16 protein-coding genes are annotated in these 13,817 nt (G+C 60.8%); 8 read left to right on the top strand and 8 right to left on the bottom strand.

What is annotated here, in order from left to right; translation table 11 throughout:
- Positions 1 to 381: 381 nt before the first annotated feature.
- Positions 382 to 1,284, bottom strand: coding sequence for a LysR family transcriptional regulator (locus tag HU751_RS25655; protein WP_186715378.1), 903 nt, complete (start codon positions 1,282 to 1,284; stop codon positions 382 to 384).
- A 453-nt stretch (positions 1,285 to 1,737) separates the two neighbouring features.
- Positions 1,738 to 1,944: a hypothetical protein gene (locus tag HU751_RS25650; RefSeq protein ID WP_162232977.1), complete on the bottom strand. Its 207-nt coding sequence runs from the start codon at positions 1,942 to 1,944 to the stop codon at positions 1,738 to 1,740.
- Here HU751_RS25650 and HU751_RS25645 point away from each other — a divergent pair.
- The 8 genes from HU751_RS25645 (at position 1,867) to HU751_RS25610 (ending at position 10,239) form a co-directional block, all read left to right on the top strand.
- On the top strand, positions 1,867 to 3,054 hold the full coding sequence (locus tag HU751_RS25645) for a hydroxymethylglutaryl-CoA synthase (RefSeq protein WP_062360730.1): 1,188 nt from the start codon (positions 1,867 to 1,869) through the stop codon (positions 3,052 to 3,054). The genes HU751_RS25650 and HU751_RS25645 overlap by 78 nt on opposite strands.
- Before the next feature lie 5 nt (positions 3,055 to 3,059).
- Positions 3,060 to 3,842: an enoyl-CoA hydratase-related protein gene (locus HU751_RS25640; protein WP_186732921.1), complete on the top strand. Its 783-nt coding sequence runs from the start codon at positions 3,060 to 3,062 to the stop codon at positions 3,840 to 3,842.
- A gap of 80 nt (positions 3,843 to 3,922) precedes the next feature.
- Complete coding sequence (gene asnB / locus HU751_RS25635) at positions 3,923 to 5,866, top strand: asparagine synthase (glutamine-hydrolyzing) (RefSeq protein ID WP_186732922.1); 1,944 nt, start codon at positions 3,923 to 3,925, stop codon at positions 5,864 to 5,866.
- Positions 5,863 to 6,987 (top strand): FAD-dependent oxidoreductase, encoded by a 1,125-nt coding sequence (locus HU751_RS25630; protein ID WP_050706619.1) that lies wholly within the window; start codon positions 5,863 to 5,865, stop codon positions 6,985 to 6,987. Before asnB ends, HU751_RS25630 begins: the two co-directional genes overlap by 4 nt.
- A gap of 10 nt (positions 6,988 to 6,997) precedes the next feature.
- Entirely contained in the window at positions 6,998 to 8,074 is a 1,077-nt protein-coding gene (locus HU751_RS25625; RefSeq protein ID WP_096049647.1) for an acyl-CoA dehydrogenase family protein, read from the top strand.
- Positions 8,075 to 8,085: 11 nt separating this feature from the next.
- Positions 8,086 to 8,523: a PaaI family thioesterase gene (locus HU751_RS25620; protein ID WP_028692820.1), complete on the top strand. Its 438-nt coding sequence runs from the start codon at positions 8,086 to 8,088 to the stop codon at positions 8,521 to 8,523.
- Between the two features lie 206 nt (positions 8,524 to 8,729).
- Positions 8,730 to 9,377 carry an FMN-dependent NADH-azoreductase gene (locus HU751_RS25615; RefSeq protein WP_050706621.1) on the top strand — a complete coding sequence of 216 codons (648 nt, stop codon included), beginning with the start codon at positions 8,730 to 8,732 and terminating at the stop codon, positions 9,375 to 9,377.
- A gap of 1 nt (position 9,378) precedes the next feature.
- Positions 9,379 to 10,239, top strand: coding sequence for a glutathione S-transferase C-terminal domain-containing protein (locus HU751_RS25610; protein ID WP_051555768.1), 861 nt, complete (start codon positions 9,379 to 9,381; stop codon positions 10,237 to 10,239).
- A 288-nt stretch (positions 10,240 to 10,527) separates the two neighbouring features.
- Here the strand turns inward: HU751_RS25610 and HU751_RS25605 are convergent, their stop codons facing one another.
- The 6 genes from HU751_RS25605 to HU751_RS25580 all read right to left on the bottom strand — a co-directional run bounded on the left by HU751_RS25605 (position 10,528) and on the right by HU751_RS25580 (position 13,694).
- Complete coding sequence (locus tag HU751_RS25605; RefSeq protein ID WP_186732923.1) at positions 10,528 to 11,004, bottom strand: hypothetical protein; 477 nt, start codon at positions 11,002 to 11,004, stop codon at positions 10,528 to 10,530.
- Positions 11,005 to 11,093: 89 nt separating this feature from the next.
- Positions 11,094 to 11,432 (bottom strand): DUF3969 family protein, encoded by a 339-nt coding sequence (locus tag HU751_RS25600; protein WP_225933413.1) that lies wholly within the window; start codon positions 11,430 to 11,432, stop codon positions 11,094 to 11,096.
- A 240-nt stretch (positions 11,433 to 11,672) separates the two neighbouring features.
- On the bottom strand, positions 11,673 to 12,032 hold the full coding sequence (locus HU751_RS25595; protein ID WP_186732925.1) for a hypothetical protein: 360 nt from the start codon (positions 12,030 to 12,032) through the stop codon (positions 11,673 to 11,675).
- A 207-nt stretch (positions 12,033 to 12,239) separates the two neighbouring features.
- Positions 12,240 to 12,572, bottom strand: a complete 333-nt coding sequence (locus HU751_RS25590; RefSeq protein WP_186732926.1) for a hypothetical protein — start codon at positions 12,570 to 12,572, stop codon at positions 12,240 to 12,242.
- Between the two features lie 410 nt (positions 12,573 to 12,982).
- Positions 12,983 to 13,138: a hypothetical protein gene (locus HU751_RS25585; RefSeq protein WP_186732927.1), complete on the bottom strand. Its 156-nt coding sequence runs from the start codon at positions 13,136 to 13,138 to the stop codon at positions 12,983 to 12,985.
- 172 nt (positions 13,139 to 13,310) lie between these two features.
- Positions 13,311 to 13,694 (bottom strand): DUF6896 domain-containing protein, encoded by a 384-nt coding sequence (locus HU751_RS25580; RefSeq protein ID WP_186732928.1) that lies wholly within the window; start codon positions 13,692 to 13,694, stop codon positions 13,311 to 13,313.
- Positions 13,695 to 13,817: the final 123 nt, after the last annotated feature.

Raw genomic sequence — 13,817 nt, 5'->3', positions numbered from 1 at the left:
AGACCCGGATTGCGAGCAACCCCGCGATGGCGATCAAGAGTTCACCAAACAGCAACTAGCGATAGCTGCACCAGCCCAGGCGCCGCCCGTAACTTCGCGACTTCAGGAGGCCGAACGCAGGCCTTGCGAAGGGAGGTGACGGGCATGGATGCCCGTCAAGCGCTGCGCCCCAGGATGGGGCGTTCAGCGCGGTCCTCCCGGGAGCAAGGCCGGAGTGAGGGGACCCGGAGCGAAGCGGAGGGCCGGATGAATGGAGCGAGCATTTTTTGGTTCCTTTTTGATGCTTCAAAAAGGAACCCGCCGTAAGGGCGGAAAGGTGACTAAGCGTCGACATCACAAATGAATGCGCCTACATCCCTCGAAACCACCACCCACGATCCTTCAAGCAACTACAGGCCGATACTCCCGACACCGCTCCCGCAGTATCTGCGCCAGCAACCGCACCTCGGGACTGTGCCGGTACTCCTCGGGATACCCCATGTACATCGGCACCTCCCGCTCCCGCTGATGCTGCAGGTTGACCCGCACCAGCCGCCCTTGCGCCAACCCCTGCTGCACCCGATGCTCCGGCAACCAGGCAAAGCCCATCCCCCGCTCGACGAAGCTCTCGGCCGCCGCCAGGCTGCTCACAGTCCAGCGCTGCGAGGTCCCCAGCCAGCCGCTGTTCTGCGAATTGCGCGTGCCGGAATCGCGGATCACCACCTGCCGGTGGTTCTTCATGTCGTCCAGGCTCAACTCCCCCTGCGCCTCGCTCAGCGGGTGGCTGGCCCCCACCACGCAGACCAGCGAGACATTGAGCAGGAACTCCTGCAGGTAGCCGGAAGGCAGGCTGCTGGCGATACCCAGCTCGACCTTGCCATCCTCCAGCAGCTCCCGGGCCCCGGACAACGCCGTCTCGTACAGGCGGATACGGTGATCCTTGTACTCCAGGGCAAACTCCTGCAATGCCTGCTGCAGCAACTCGATGGGGAACAGTACATCCACCGCCAGCGCCTGCTCGGTGAACAGCCCGGGCTGGTACTGGTTGGCCAGGTGCTCGAGCTTCTGCGCCGCGCCCAGCAGGTGCTTGGCCTGGGGCAGCAGGGCCTTGCCCAGGGAGGTGAGCACGGCCTTGCGGCCCTCGATGATAAACAGCTCCTGGCCCAGGAGCATTTCCATGCGGTTGACCGAGTGGCTGATGGCCGACTGCGACTTGTACATGTGCTCGCCGGCCTGCTGGAAACCGCCGCACTCGACCGTGCAGACGAACGCGCGCCACTGATCGAGACTGATCTTGGAAAACACCACTACCTCCTTGTGTACCCGAAAGCCGGGCGACGAATCCTGTGTCCTGCGGCGTTGTACCACAGCTGCGCACGACACATGAAGACCATGCCGCGATGCGCGCACTTTTTGTCACTATTCGCCCGGCGCGGTTCATGCGACAACAACCTCCCTCACGGTGCCCGGCACTAATGGATGAATAACGGACAAGGAAGTCCCGACCATGCAGATATGCACAAGCGATACGGCATAAATATATAGCCAAAACAACAGGTCAATCCGGCGACAACACCGCCATAAAATTTTCATATTAAAACAATTGAAAATTCTAATTGCCCTATTGTTCGACAATCTGCCCTTCACCCCTTTGCGCAAGCCGCGTGGAATCACGGGGCATGCGCCTGCGCGCGATAAATAAACCTTTAACTTTCCCGCCTGAAAAACCATGAACAGGCGTCATCAATCCCATCGGAATTATTCGCTTTTTTTGGCAAAAGCTTCAGCCGCAATAATTAAATGGCCAGCAGGGTCTGGCACCGGAACAACAAGACCGGTTGTGTATTTTGGGATTTTTTCAACAGTGAAAAATAATTGGGCATACACATGAAAATCGGCATTGATGATATTGGGCTGTCTGTACCGCAACACTTTTTCGCACTGGAAGAACTTGCCGAACGGCATGGTATCGATCCGCAGAAATACCTGGTCGGCATCGGCCAGGAGTTCATGGCCGTGCCGGCCCCGGACGAAGACATCGTGACCCTGGCGGCCAACGCCGCCCTGCCACTGCTCGATGACGCCACCCGCGCCTCGATCGCCACGGTGATCCTCGCCACCGAGAGCGGCATCGACCAGTCCAAGGCCGCCGGCCTGTTCGTCCACAGCCTGCTCGGCCTGCGCGCCGACTGCCGCGTGGTGGAGTTCAAGCAGGCCTGCTACGGCGCCACCGCCGGCTTGCAGATGGCCCGTGCGCTGGTCGCCCAGCGTCCTCACGAGAAGGTACTGGTGATCGCCACCGACATCGCCCGCTACGAGCAGAACTCCGAGGGCGAATGCACCCAGGGCGCCGGCGCCGTGGCCATGATCGTGGCCGAGAACCCGCGCCTGCTGGAACTGCATCCGCACCAGGGCCGCTACAGCCTGGACGTCTCGGACTTCTGGCGGCCGAACCTGCGCAGCACCGCGCTGGTCGACGGCAAGCTGTCGATCGAGGTCTACCTGGAGTCGCTGCGCAACGCCTGGCAGAGCTACCGCGCCGACGGCGGCCTGGGCCTGGAAGACATGAGTTTCCTGTGCTTCCACCAGCCGTTCACCAAGATGGCGAAGAAAGCCTTCTCGGTGTTCGAGGCGATCGAGCCTGAAGCAGCCAAGGCCCTGGGCGAGAAGGCCTACTCCACCAGCCAGCTGTACGGCAAGGCCATCGGCAACTGCTACACCGCCTCGCTGTACATCGCCCTGCTGTCGCTGCTGGACAACAGCGACGAGGACCTGACCGGGCGCAACATCGGCCTGTTCAGCTACGGTTCGGGCAGCGTCGGCGAGTTCTTCAGCGCCACCGTGGTGCCGGGCTACCAGGCCCATTCGCGGCGCAAGGCGCATGCGCGCATGCTGGCCAGCCGCACCCGCCTGGGCCATGAGCAGTACAGCAGCTGGTTCTACGGCGACAACCACCCGGCCGTGGCCGACTACAGCACGCCGTACGTCACCGGCGGCGCGTTCCGCTACGGCGGTTGCGAGGGCTATCGCCGTCAGTACGAGAGCACCGCCCTGTCCCTGAAGATGGCGAGCTGACGACCATGAGCGACGTGCTGCTGAGCTGGCCGCAACCCGCGGTCGCCTGCCTGACCCTGAACCGTCCGCATGCCGGCAACGCCCTCGACGAGGCCCTGCTCGGGGCCTTGCACGAGCAGCTGCAGGCCCTCGCCGAGCACCCGGGGCTGCGCGCCCTGGTGCTCGACGGCGCCGGCGAGCACCTGTGCACCGGGGCGGACCTGGAGTGGATGCGCCGCAGCCGCGACTTCGACCATGCGCGCAACCTGGAGGACGCCAGCCTGCTGGCCAACGTCCTGCAGCGCCTGGACGACTTCCCGGTGCCGGTGCTGATGCTGGCCCGCGGCGCGGTGTTCGGCGGGGCCCTGGGCCTGCTGTGCTGCGCCGACCACGTGCTGGCCGCCGAGGATGCGCGGTTCTGCTTCAGCGAGGCGCGCCTGGGCCTGGCCCCGGCCTTGATCAGCCCCTACGTGGTGCGCGCCATGGGCGTGCGCCAGGCACGGCGCTACATGCTCTCGGCCGAGGTGTTCGGCGGCGAGGACGCGCTGCGCCTGCAGCTGGTCCACCGCCTGGTGCCCGCCGCCGAGCTGGAGCAAGCCCGCGACCGCTGGCTGGCCACCCTGCTGCAGACCGGCCCCCAGGCCAGTCGCGAGATCAAGCAGATGCTGGCGCGCCTGGCAGGCCGCGACCACCTGCTCGACGAGCAGGGTTGCAACCTGCAGCTGATCGCCCGCCTGCGCACCTCCAGCGAGGGCCAGCACGGTCTTGCCGCTTTCTTCGAACGCAGCCGCCCCGACTGGGCGCAATGAACCCTGGGTGCGCGGACCACGAAGCCCGCGCCGTTCCGGCGTCGCCGACGACGCCCGACCTATGAGAAAAGGATTTTGCCATGTGTGGTTTCATCGGTGTCTACCAGTCCAAACGCAACAGCATCAGCGACCAGTCGATCCTCGACGCCCTGGCCGCCATCAACCACCGCGGCCCGGACGAGCACAGCCTGTGGCGTGACCCGGGCGAGCGCGCCGTGCTCGGCCACACCCGCCTGAGCATCATCGGCCTGGACAACGGCATGCAGCCGATCGTCGCCGACGAAGGCGACCTGGCGGTGATCGTCAACGGCGAGTTCTACGACCACGAGCGCATCCGTACCGAGCTGCAGGCCGAAGGCGCGATCTTCAAGACCGCCTCGGACAGCGAGATCGCCCTGCACCTGTACCGCCGCTCCGGCATGGCCGGGCTCAAGGAGTTGCGCGGCGAGTTCGCCATGGTCCTGTTCGACCGCCGTCGCCGCCTGATGCTGGCGGTGCGCGACCGCCTGGGCATCAAGCCGCTGTTCTACACCCAGCATGAAGGCAACTGGTACTTCGCCTCCGAGATCAAGGCCCTGCTGGCCGCCGGCGTCAACCCGACCTGGGACGAGAACGCCTACGCCAGCCGCGCCTTCTACCTGCGCGACCACACCCTGTTCGAAGGCGTGCGCAGCGTGCAGCCGGGCTGCTGGGTAATGGTCGACCACGGCGGCCTGCACAGCGGCCGCTACTGGGACATGGAATTCGCCCGCCGCGACACCCCGGCGCCGAGCGACGAGGCCGGCATGATCGAAGCCGTGCGCGCCGCCATCGAGGAAGCCGTGCGCCTGCGCCTGCGCGCCGACGTGCCGATGGGCGTGTACCTGAGCGGCGGCATCGACTCCTCGGCGATGCTGGGCATGGCCACCGCCCTCAAGGGCGAGCCGCTGGACGCCTTCAACCTGTCGTTCACCGACATGGACGACTACGACGAGAACCGTTTCGCGCGCATGGCCGCCGAGCACAACGGCGCGCGCTTCCACACCATCGAGATCACCCAGGACGACCTGGCGGACAACTTCGAGCAGGCGGTGTGGCACAACGAGACGCCGTTCTTCAACGCCCACGGCGTGGCCAAGTACATCCTCAGCAAGGAAGTGCGCAAGGCCGGCCTGAAGGTGGTGCTGACCGGCGAAGGCGCCGACGAAGTGTTCGCCGGCTACCCGCACTTCCGCCGCGACATGCTGCTGTACAACAACGAACAACAAGACCCGAAAGTCATCGACCTGCTGCGCCAGCGCATTCAGGCCAACGAGCAGGGCTACACCAACGCGCACATGCCCCACGACATCCACTGGATGGTCGATCAACTCAAGCACGGCGTGTCGTGGCTGGACAACCAGGCCGGCTGGTTCAAGGCCCTGGAGAGCCTGTACCGCGGCGACTTCCGCGACCACTTCAGCGGTGTCGACCCGTACCGCCAGTTCTTCGACCGCCTCGACCACGGCAAGCTCGCCGACCGCGACCCGGTGCACAACTCCATGTACCTGTGGGCCAAGTCGTACCTGCCGAACTTCGTCCTCACCACCCTGGGCGACCGCATGGAGATGGCCAACAGCATCGAAGGCCGCGTGCCGTTGCTCGACCACCACGTGGTCGAACTGGCCTGCCAGCTGCCGGTGTGGATGAAGGTGCGCGGCGCCACCGAGAAGTACGTGTTCCGCGAAGCCATGCGCCCTTACCTGCCCAAGGCCCTGTACGAGCGCAAGAAGCACTACTTCCGCGCCCCGCCGGCCACCCTGCAGCAGCAAGGCCGCCTGTGGCAGCTGGTGCAGGACACCCTGCACAGCCGTGACCTGGACGCGCTGCCGTTCTTCGACGCGGCCAAGGTCCGCACCCTGCTCAAGCAGCTGCCGACCCTCAGCGCCCAGGAACAGGGCCTGCTCGACCCGATGCTGATGGAGCTGACCAGCCTGTGCCTGCTGCAGCGCCGCTACCGCATGAGCGGCCAGAGCTGGAACACCTTGAGCGAGGTGGCCGCATGAAGATCGCGATCATCGGCGCCGGCCTCAATGGCTTGGCCTGCGCCCTGATTCTCAAGCGCTTCGGCCTCGAGGCCACGGTGTACGAGCGGGCCCATGGCCCGCGCGACTCGGGCACCGGCATCTACGTCTGGCCCCAGGGCGTGCAGGTGCTGCGCTTCCTGTTCAACGACACCGGGTTCATCGGCCGCGGCAAGGCCATCGAGTTCCTCGACACCCATGGCCGCGACGGTCGCCTGATCCACAGCCAGCCGGTGCGCCCGGACGGCCTGGGGATCCCGGCGCCGGCGGTGATGTTCCCGCGTCCCGAGCTGTTCGGCCTGCTGCGCGAACGCCTGGCCCCCGGGCAGATCCGCTACCAGATGGGCTGCGAGAAAGTGGAGAAGGTCGGCGAGCAGGCGCGGGTCACCTTCAGCAACGGCGAGCAGGAAGACTTCGACCTGGTGATCGGCAGCGACGGCGTCGGCTCCACCGTGCGCCAGTGCCTGGAACCGGGCCTGACGCCCTACGACACGGGCCTGGTGGCCAGCCGCGGCATGGTCGAGTTCGACTCGCCGCTGCTGCTGCCCGACCGTTGCCAGATCTTCGCCTCGGAGTTCTCGCGGGTGGTCACCTACCCGCTGGCGGCCGACCGTCCGTACCGCTACTGGTTCGCCGCCTACCAGCACCGCAACCAGCCGCTGCTCGACCGCGACGGCCTGGTGCGGCTGTTCGCCGACCTGCCGCCGGATGTGGTGCGGATGATGCAAGCCACCGAGCACGAGCAGATCCTCACCCACAAGATGATGGCGCTGACTGGTGCCGGTTGCTGGCAGAACGGCCGCGTGGTGATGCTCGGCGACAGCATCCACGCCATGCTGCCGACCCTCGGCTACGGCCTGACCCTGGGCCTGGAGAACGCCTTCATGCTCGCCCAGGCCCTGGTCGGCTGCTGCGACGAACGCCTCGACAGCGCCCTGCAGCGCTACGAGATCCGCGCCGCCGAGCGTTCGCGGGTGATGCTGGAAGTGATGCGCGACATGACCGACCTGTACTACTTCGAGGAGGACAGCGCCATGACCTCCTCGCGGATCCGGCCGATCGTCGAGCGCTTCCACGACCTGGCCCTGACCACGGTGTTCTGAGGAGATCGCCATGAGTGACGCATACCGCCAGCGCCTGCAGGCCTTCGTCAGCGAGCGCATCACGCCGAACGTGGCGGCCTGGGAGCAGCTCGGCGCCTACCCGGCCACGCTCAACCGCGAGGCCGGCGCCGCCGGCCTGCTCGGCCTGGGCCACGACCACCGCCAGTTGCCCGACGACCCACGGGCCGTGGCGGTGCTGATCGAGGAGCTGACCCGCAGCGGCGCCCAGGGCATCACCATGGGCCTGGGCTCGCACTTCGTCAGCCTCAAGGCGGTGCAGGCCACCGGCCACCCGATCGTCCACGACCTGGTGCCGGCGGTGCTCGACGGCCGCCAGAGCATCGCCCTGGCGATCACCGAGCGCCAGGCCGGCTCCGACCTGCGCGCCCTGGAGTGCCGGGCCACGCGCCAGGCCGACGGCTACCGGTTGAATGGGCACAAGGCGTTCATCTGCAACGCTACCCGCGCCGACTGGCTGCTGATGGTCGGCCACTGCGAGGACGGCCTGGCGCTGTTCCTGGTCGAGGGCTCCGCCGCCGGCATCCGTCACACCCCGCGCCAGGCCCTGGGCTGGCGCTGCCTGCCGCTGGCCGACCTGGAGCTTGTCGACGTGCCAGCGCTGCGCCTGACCGGCAAGGGCGGCGTCGGCCGCCTGCTGCAGGCCAGCCTGCAGCAGGAGCGGCTGAACCTGGCGGTGATGGCCATCACCAGCGCCGACATGGCCCTGCAGGCCGCCATCGACTGGTGCAAGAGCCGCCAGGTCGGCGGCAAGCCGCTGTTCGACAAATCGGTGATCCGCCAGCGCCTGGCCGAGCACTACGCGCAGCTGACGGTCAGCCGCCAGTTCGTCGACACCTGCGTGGCCCGCCAGGCCGAAGGCACCCTGGACCCGCACCAGGTGGCCATCGCCAAGAACAGCGCCGTGCAGACCTTGGAAACCCTGGCCCGCGACGCCGTGCAGCTGCATGGCGCCCACGGCTGCGTCGAGCCCTCGCTGGTCGAACGCATCCACCGCGACGCCCGCCTGCTGGCCATCGGCGGCGGCACCCACGAAATCATGCTGGAAATCATTGCCCGGCACCTGTGAAGGATCACACCATGAGCACCATCAGCGACCACGCCGCCGCGCACTCGCGCGCGCTGCTCGAACATGCCTACCAGCGCTACTGCGGGCTGGAAATGCTGGAACAGTCCCCCGGCCAGTGCACCTGCCGGCTGACCGTCACCGATGCCATCGACAACCTCAGCCAGACCCTGCACGGCGGGGTGATCTACTCGATGCTCGACGTCACCAGCATGCTCGCCACCCTGCCCCTGCTGGGGCCGGACGAGTACGCCCTGACCAACAGTTTCAACACCCTGCTGCTGTCGGCCACGCCACGGGACACCGAGGTGCTGTTCCACGCCAAGGTGATCCGCGACGGCCGCAACCTGATGTTCACCCAGGCCGAGGCCTGGCGGGTCAACGCCGATGGCAGCCAGACACGCATCGCCAGCGCGCAGCTGAGCAAGTTCAGGCTCAAGCGCGAGTGGTAATGGCGTAATCACCCATCACGTTCATCGCGGGGCAAGCCCGCTCCCACGCGATTTGTGGGAGCCGGCTTGCCCCGCGCTCGTTCCAGCACAGAGCCCCTGGCGATACATGACAACCTTAAGGGTAATACCCTGATTATCTGCGCTTTTCACTCCCGCCCGATTGCTCAAGACTGGCTCTCACACACATCACTGAAAGGATTCTCGCAATGAATCACAAGGTCCTGGTCATCCGCTCCTCGATCAAGTCCGACGGCGGCTTCTCCGGCCAACTGGTGGACAACTTCCTCAAGCAGCTCAAAGAGGTCAACCCCGAAGCTTCGGTGGTGGTACGCGACCTGCACGCCCAGCCCATCCCGCACCTCAATGCGGTGACCATGGACGCCCTGTTTGGCGGTGACGCCAGCAGCATCGAGGCGGCCGCAGCGCTGAAGCTGTCCAACGAGTTGATCGAAGAGATCCAGGAAGCCGACCGCGTGGTGATCGGCCTGCCGCGCTACAACTTCGGCGCACCGTCGATCCTGCACACCTGGGTCGACTACATCGTGCGCGGCGGCGTTACCTTCACCTACGTCGACGGCGCCCCGGTCGGCCTGCTGGATGACAAGCCGGTGCACGTGCTCAACGCCAGCGGCGGCGTCTACAGCCAGGGCACCGACACCCTGGCCGGCTGGCTGTCGCAGACCCTGGGCTTCGTCGGCCTGAACAGCGTCGAGTTCATCTATGCCGAAGGCCTGGGCATGGGCGAAGAAAGCCTGGCCGCGGGCCTGGCCGCCGCCAACCTGAAGATCCAGCACAGCATCGCCGCCCTCGGCGAACGCCCATGCCCAAGCCTGGCCACCGCCGTAGGGAGGTAAGATGACCCGCAGCCAAGACAACCCGTCGGTCCAGGAGCTGTTCCTCAGCGAACTGGTGGCCGAGCCCAACCGCTACCACCTGTACATCTCCCACGCCTGCCCGTTCTCGCACCGGGTGCACCTGGTGCAGAGCCTGCTGGGCCTGGAAGATGCGCTGGACGTCACCTCGGTGGCGGCGCGCCGCCACGACCAGGGCTGGGAGTTCGACGAGCACGACCAGGACCCGCTGCACAAGGACGTCACCTTGCTGTCGAGCCTGTACGAGCGCTCGCGCCCGGGCTTCACCGGCAACCAGTCGGTGCCGGTGCTCTGGGATCGTCAGCAGAACCGTATCGTGCACAACGATTCGGCGGAGCTGGCGCTGCAGATGGCCACCCGCCTGCTGCCCCTGGCCAAGACCCCGATCGACCTGGTGCCCGACCGCTCCAGCTGCGATATCGTCGAGCTCAACCAGTGGCTGCACACCAACATCAACCGCATGGTCTACCACATGGGCTTCGCCCCGGACCAGGAGAGCTACGACCAGGCCTTCCAGCAGTTCTTCGCGGCCATGGACACCCTCGAGCACCGGCTGCGCAAGCAGCCGTACCTGGTGGGCGGCAAGCTGAGCCTGTCGGACCTGTTCCTGCTGCCCACGCTGATCCGCTACGAGGCGGTGTACTACGTGCACTTCAAGACCAACCACAAGACCCTGGCCGAGTACCCGGCGCTGTACCAGTACCTGGTGCGCCTGACGCAGATCCCGGCGATCTACCGCACCATCGACATGGCGCATATCAAGCTGCACTACTACTACTCGCACAACCACATCAACCCGACCCGGATCGTGCCCCAGGGGCCGGCGTTGAGCTGGTTGAACTGAGCAGTCGGCGTTTGCGGTCTTTTCCGGCCGGTCCGACGCCTCGGCAAGGCCGCTCCCACAGGAGGCCGCATCCCCCTGTAGGAGCGGCCCTTTCCGGCCGAGGCGTCGGACCGGTCGGAAAGGGCTGCATCGCAGCCCCGGCAGGTTGAAGCCGAATGCAGACTTCGAACAGCTTGAACCAACCGCGCTCAAGCAGGTGCAACATGGCACACCGGCACATCCGGCAACGTACCCTCGACCGACAGACACACTACATCCTCAGTACTGTCGTCAAAAGAACGGCAAAGCTCACCCACGCATTTCATGGAAGGTGACCACCGGGCCATACTCCTGATCGGAGTTAATAGCCTCTACGTGAAATCTTCTATCAGGGAATTGCGCCTTCAACACCATTCGCCAGGACATGGCCAGCACATCGGACAGCTGCTCAAAAACCACCTCGTCCACCGAAGATCCACACCCTGAAAACACATCGTACAGATGGGTGTGATTCAGCATCCCCTCAACACCGGCTTGATCACCTGAAAAATGATCAAGCCACACACGAAATGCGGGCTCGTCAAATTTCATTTCCAGTATCACCGAATCCTCGAACACGACGAAATCAGGGAAAAGCCATTTGCAAAAAATCAAACTGTCCTCTGGACTGACGACATCTCCAATATAGGAAAACAGGTCGACAGATGCTGGTTCCTGCCAGCCGGCTCGCCAAGCCGCAAACTTTTTAAGCCCTGTCAATCTTGCAAAGGATTTGATGATTTTCATATTCGTGCATTAATGTGCAAAAGCGCAGTATAAATCGGGAACAGACCCACATCCACTCCCTTTCTTCGACACTGCCAGCGACATATAAACTACCTATATTCCACATGATCCAAATAGGCATCTAGCGGCGCCGTGACGGTTAAATACTCCGAAAAAGCATCAATAAGCCGTACAACCTCACTATCAAACCTATTGGGTAAGAGACCAAGCACATCTTCCAACTCACAACACTCCATAACAAGATCGCAGACAACTGAAGAAATTCCCTTCCTTCTAAAAACACTTGCCACACCTGGCGAGAACAACAAGCGCTCTGCTTCATCCAGTTCGATGACACCCGCCCTGACTGATGAAAGTAATCCAATCGCAGCCATCGCTAGAAAACGTCCAGCTTCATCAGCATTAAAAATTTCCACCTCCAGCGCCATATCGGTCACTTAACATTCCTCCAGTCGGATTCTTATCGAAGCCGCCCCACTTTAGTTCTAACAAATAAGAAAAAACAAATGACACTGCTTGCTTTCGAAAAGGGGACAGATTTATTTTCTCTACTATAATTTTGGTCTCCCCTGCATCGCAGCTAGAGTCCTTCGCCCTCACAAGAGTTTAAAATTAGAGCAGGAAAATAGATCTTTCCCGAATGCCACATTCGCTTTTATTGTGCAAGATCAAGCCAATCCAAACCTCGTAAAGCACTCAAAGACTTCTCTAGCATCTGCCAGCATCACAGCCCCATCCTCGAACAACTGACAACGCTCTTCAATTTGCAAACTGAAATATACTTCCAAAAACTCAGAGGCTACATCTTGAGTAAAATTATCCTCCGCTACAAATGCCAACCCAGCCTTGACAGGAATTATAAACAATGAGACATAAGCAGCCAAGCGCACGCCCCCAACCTTAGATTTCAAATAGTTATCCATTTCATCATAGGCGTAACCAAAAGCCTGATACAATGTCAGACTTCGCTCACTAATCCCTCGTTCAAACACTACCTCCATCTCGGATCGAATCTCTAAATATTTCATAATCACCTCAGGAATCAATTCCGCGCAAATACATTCAACTGAATATTGATCAAAAGTTGGTAGATTTATTTTCTCTACTCTAATTTGTGCCTACCCTGCATGGCTGCTAGATCCTTTCGACACCGCGGGGACCGAAATTAGAGTAAAGAAAATAGATCTGTCCGCTTTTCCGGCCATCCACATTACGACAAGAAATTACAACCACTTTTACACCACATAATCAACCGAGAATGACGAGAAGCAGAAGGACAACTTCCCATCCTCATGATCGCAAAACTGATAACGTATCCTGTCAAGACCAGAATCCAGCTTACTCACGCTCATATGCATCAACTGAGTTAATCCGCCGCCAAAATCCCGGGAGGTCAATTGGCTTACATCAATAAAGCTGATACGTACCGCATCAGTCCCTGCCTTTTCAGACGCCGCAATTAATAGAGACAAATCATAGACCATAGCATTTTCATCAAACTGCATGCTCATGGAATGCAAGCAATTATTGGCAATGAGCAACTCATTCAACTCCGAAACACTAATCATTGCTTACTCCAAAATAAAAAATGGACAACACAGGTCCGCTCCATAACAGCGAACGGCGAGAACCAATAACTATATCGCTAAGTTGTTATTATCAGGAGACTGCCACATTTCTGCCAGCCCAAGCTGAGCTTTCACACTGCCGCTAGATCACGAAAAAGGGGACAGATTTATTTTCGCTACTGCCAGGAGCTGGAATTAGGGTAGGAAAAATAAATCAGGAAAAATAAATCTGTCCCCTTTTCCGGTCGCCTCCTTTTCCGGTCCAATGTTGCGCCACCAACCTTCCCCTCAGCAGTTACAACTGGAAAACTCATCTTTCACCTCTTCAAATAACCAGCGTTCTTCAACATCACCAACAGCTCAGCATTTAGTGATTCATCACCAATTCCTTCAGTTTTTCCTGGCCCCCGTCAATGCCAGATAAGCTGTAGAGCCAAACTATCAACCTCGATAAACTCCTCATGAAAAACCTCACTAAGACGTACATTACCAATAGTAGGATCGACTTTTATCAGATCTCTAAAAACCTGACACGGCAATTTACCTTCGCTAATATTTTCAAGCATAAAACCTCCATTAAAATATACTTTCTCATCAAAAAAGTGGACAGATTTATTCCCCCTACTCTAATCTCGGCCTACCTACATAATGGCTAGATCCCTTCGCCGCCAAGAACCGAAATTAGAGCAAGCAAATTAAATCCACCCCTTTTTGTCGCGCTTTTCTAGCCCTACATAGTTAACCTACAAAAAGATACTGCCCACCACCTTGGTCAAGCAAGTGCCCGCCCAGGCACATTTCATTTAATAACAGAGAAACCTGACTCTTATCCATGCACTCTCCACGTGAATCAAAGAACTGAAGAAGCCGCCAACCATCGATTATCCTTGGATCATGAAAGCACTTATGAATATCCACAACCCAGCCCCCTTTACACGTCATCTTTTCAAAACGCAAACCTGAACCATGCCTGATAAATTGCCACTTATCGCCATCAACAAAAACTTCTCCAGCCTTAGGAAAGTCGAGAAGCCATGTCAAATCTTTTGCGTCAGGGTGTGAGCGCAAGAATGCAAGAGCCAGCTTGCACTGAAGCTCTACAAAAATAGAAACACTACCCATATGTATTTGCCCCACGGATTAGTATCTCACTCGAGTTTAAGCACCTTCCTGCACATAACGGAACAATGGACAAATCTTTTTTCAACTCTAATTTCAGCCAACCCAGTACGACTGCTCTATTTC

Origin of the sequence: Pseudomonas peradeniyensis, from assembly GCF_014268935.2 — a bacterium.
In the GTDB taxonomy this organism is placed as follows: domain Bacteria; phylum Pseudomonadota; class Gammaproteobacteria; order Pseudomonadales; family Pseudomonadaceae; genus Aquipseudomonas; species Aquipseudomonas peradeniyensis.
Note: the sequence above shows the minus strand (reverse complement) of the source record. Positions and strands in the feature narration are given on the sequence as shown.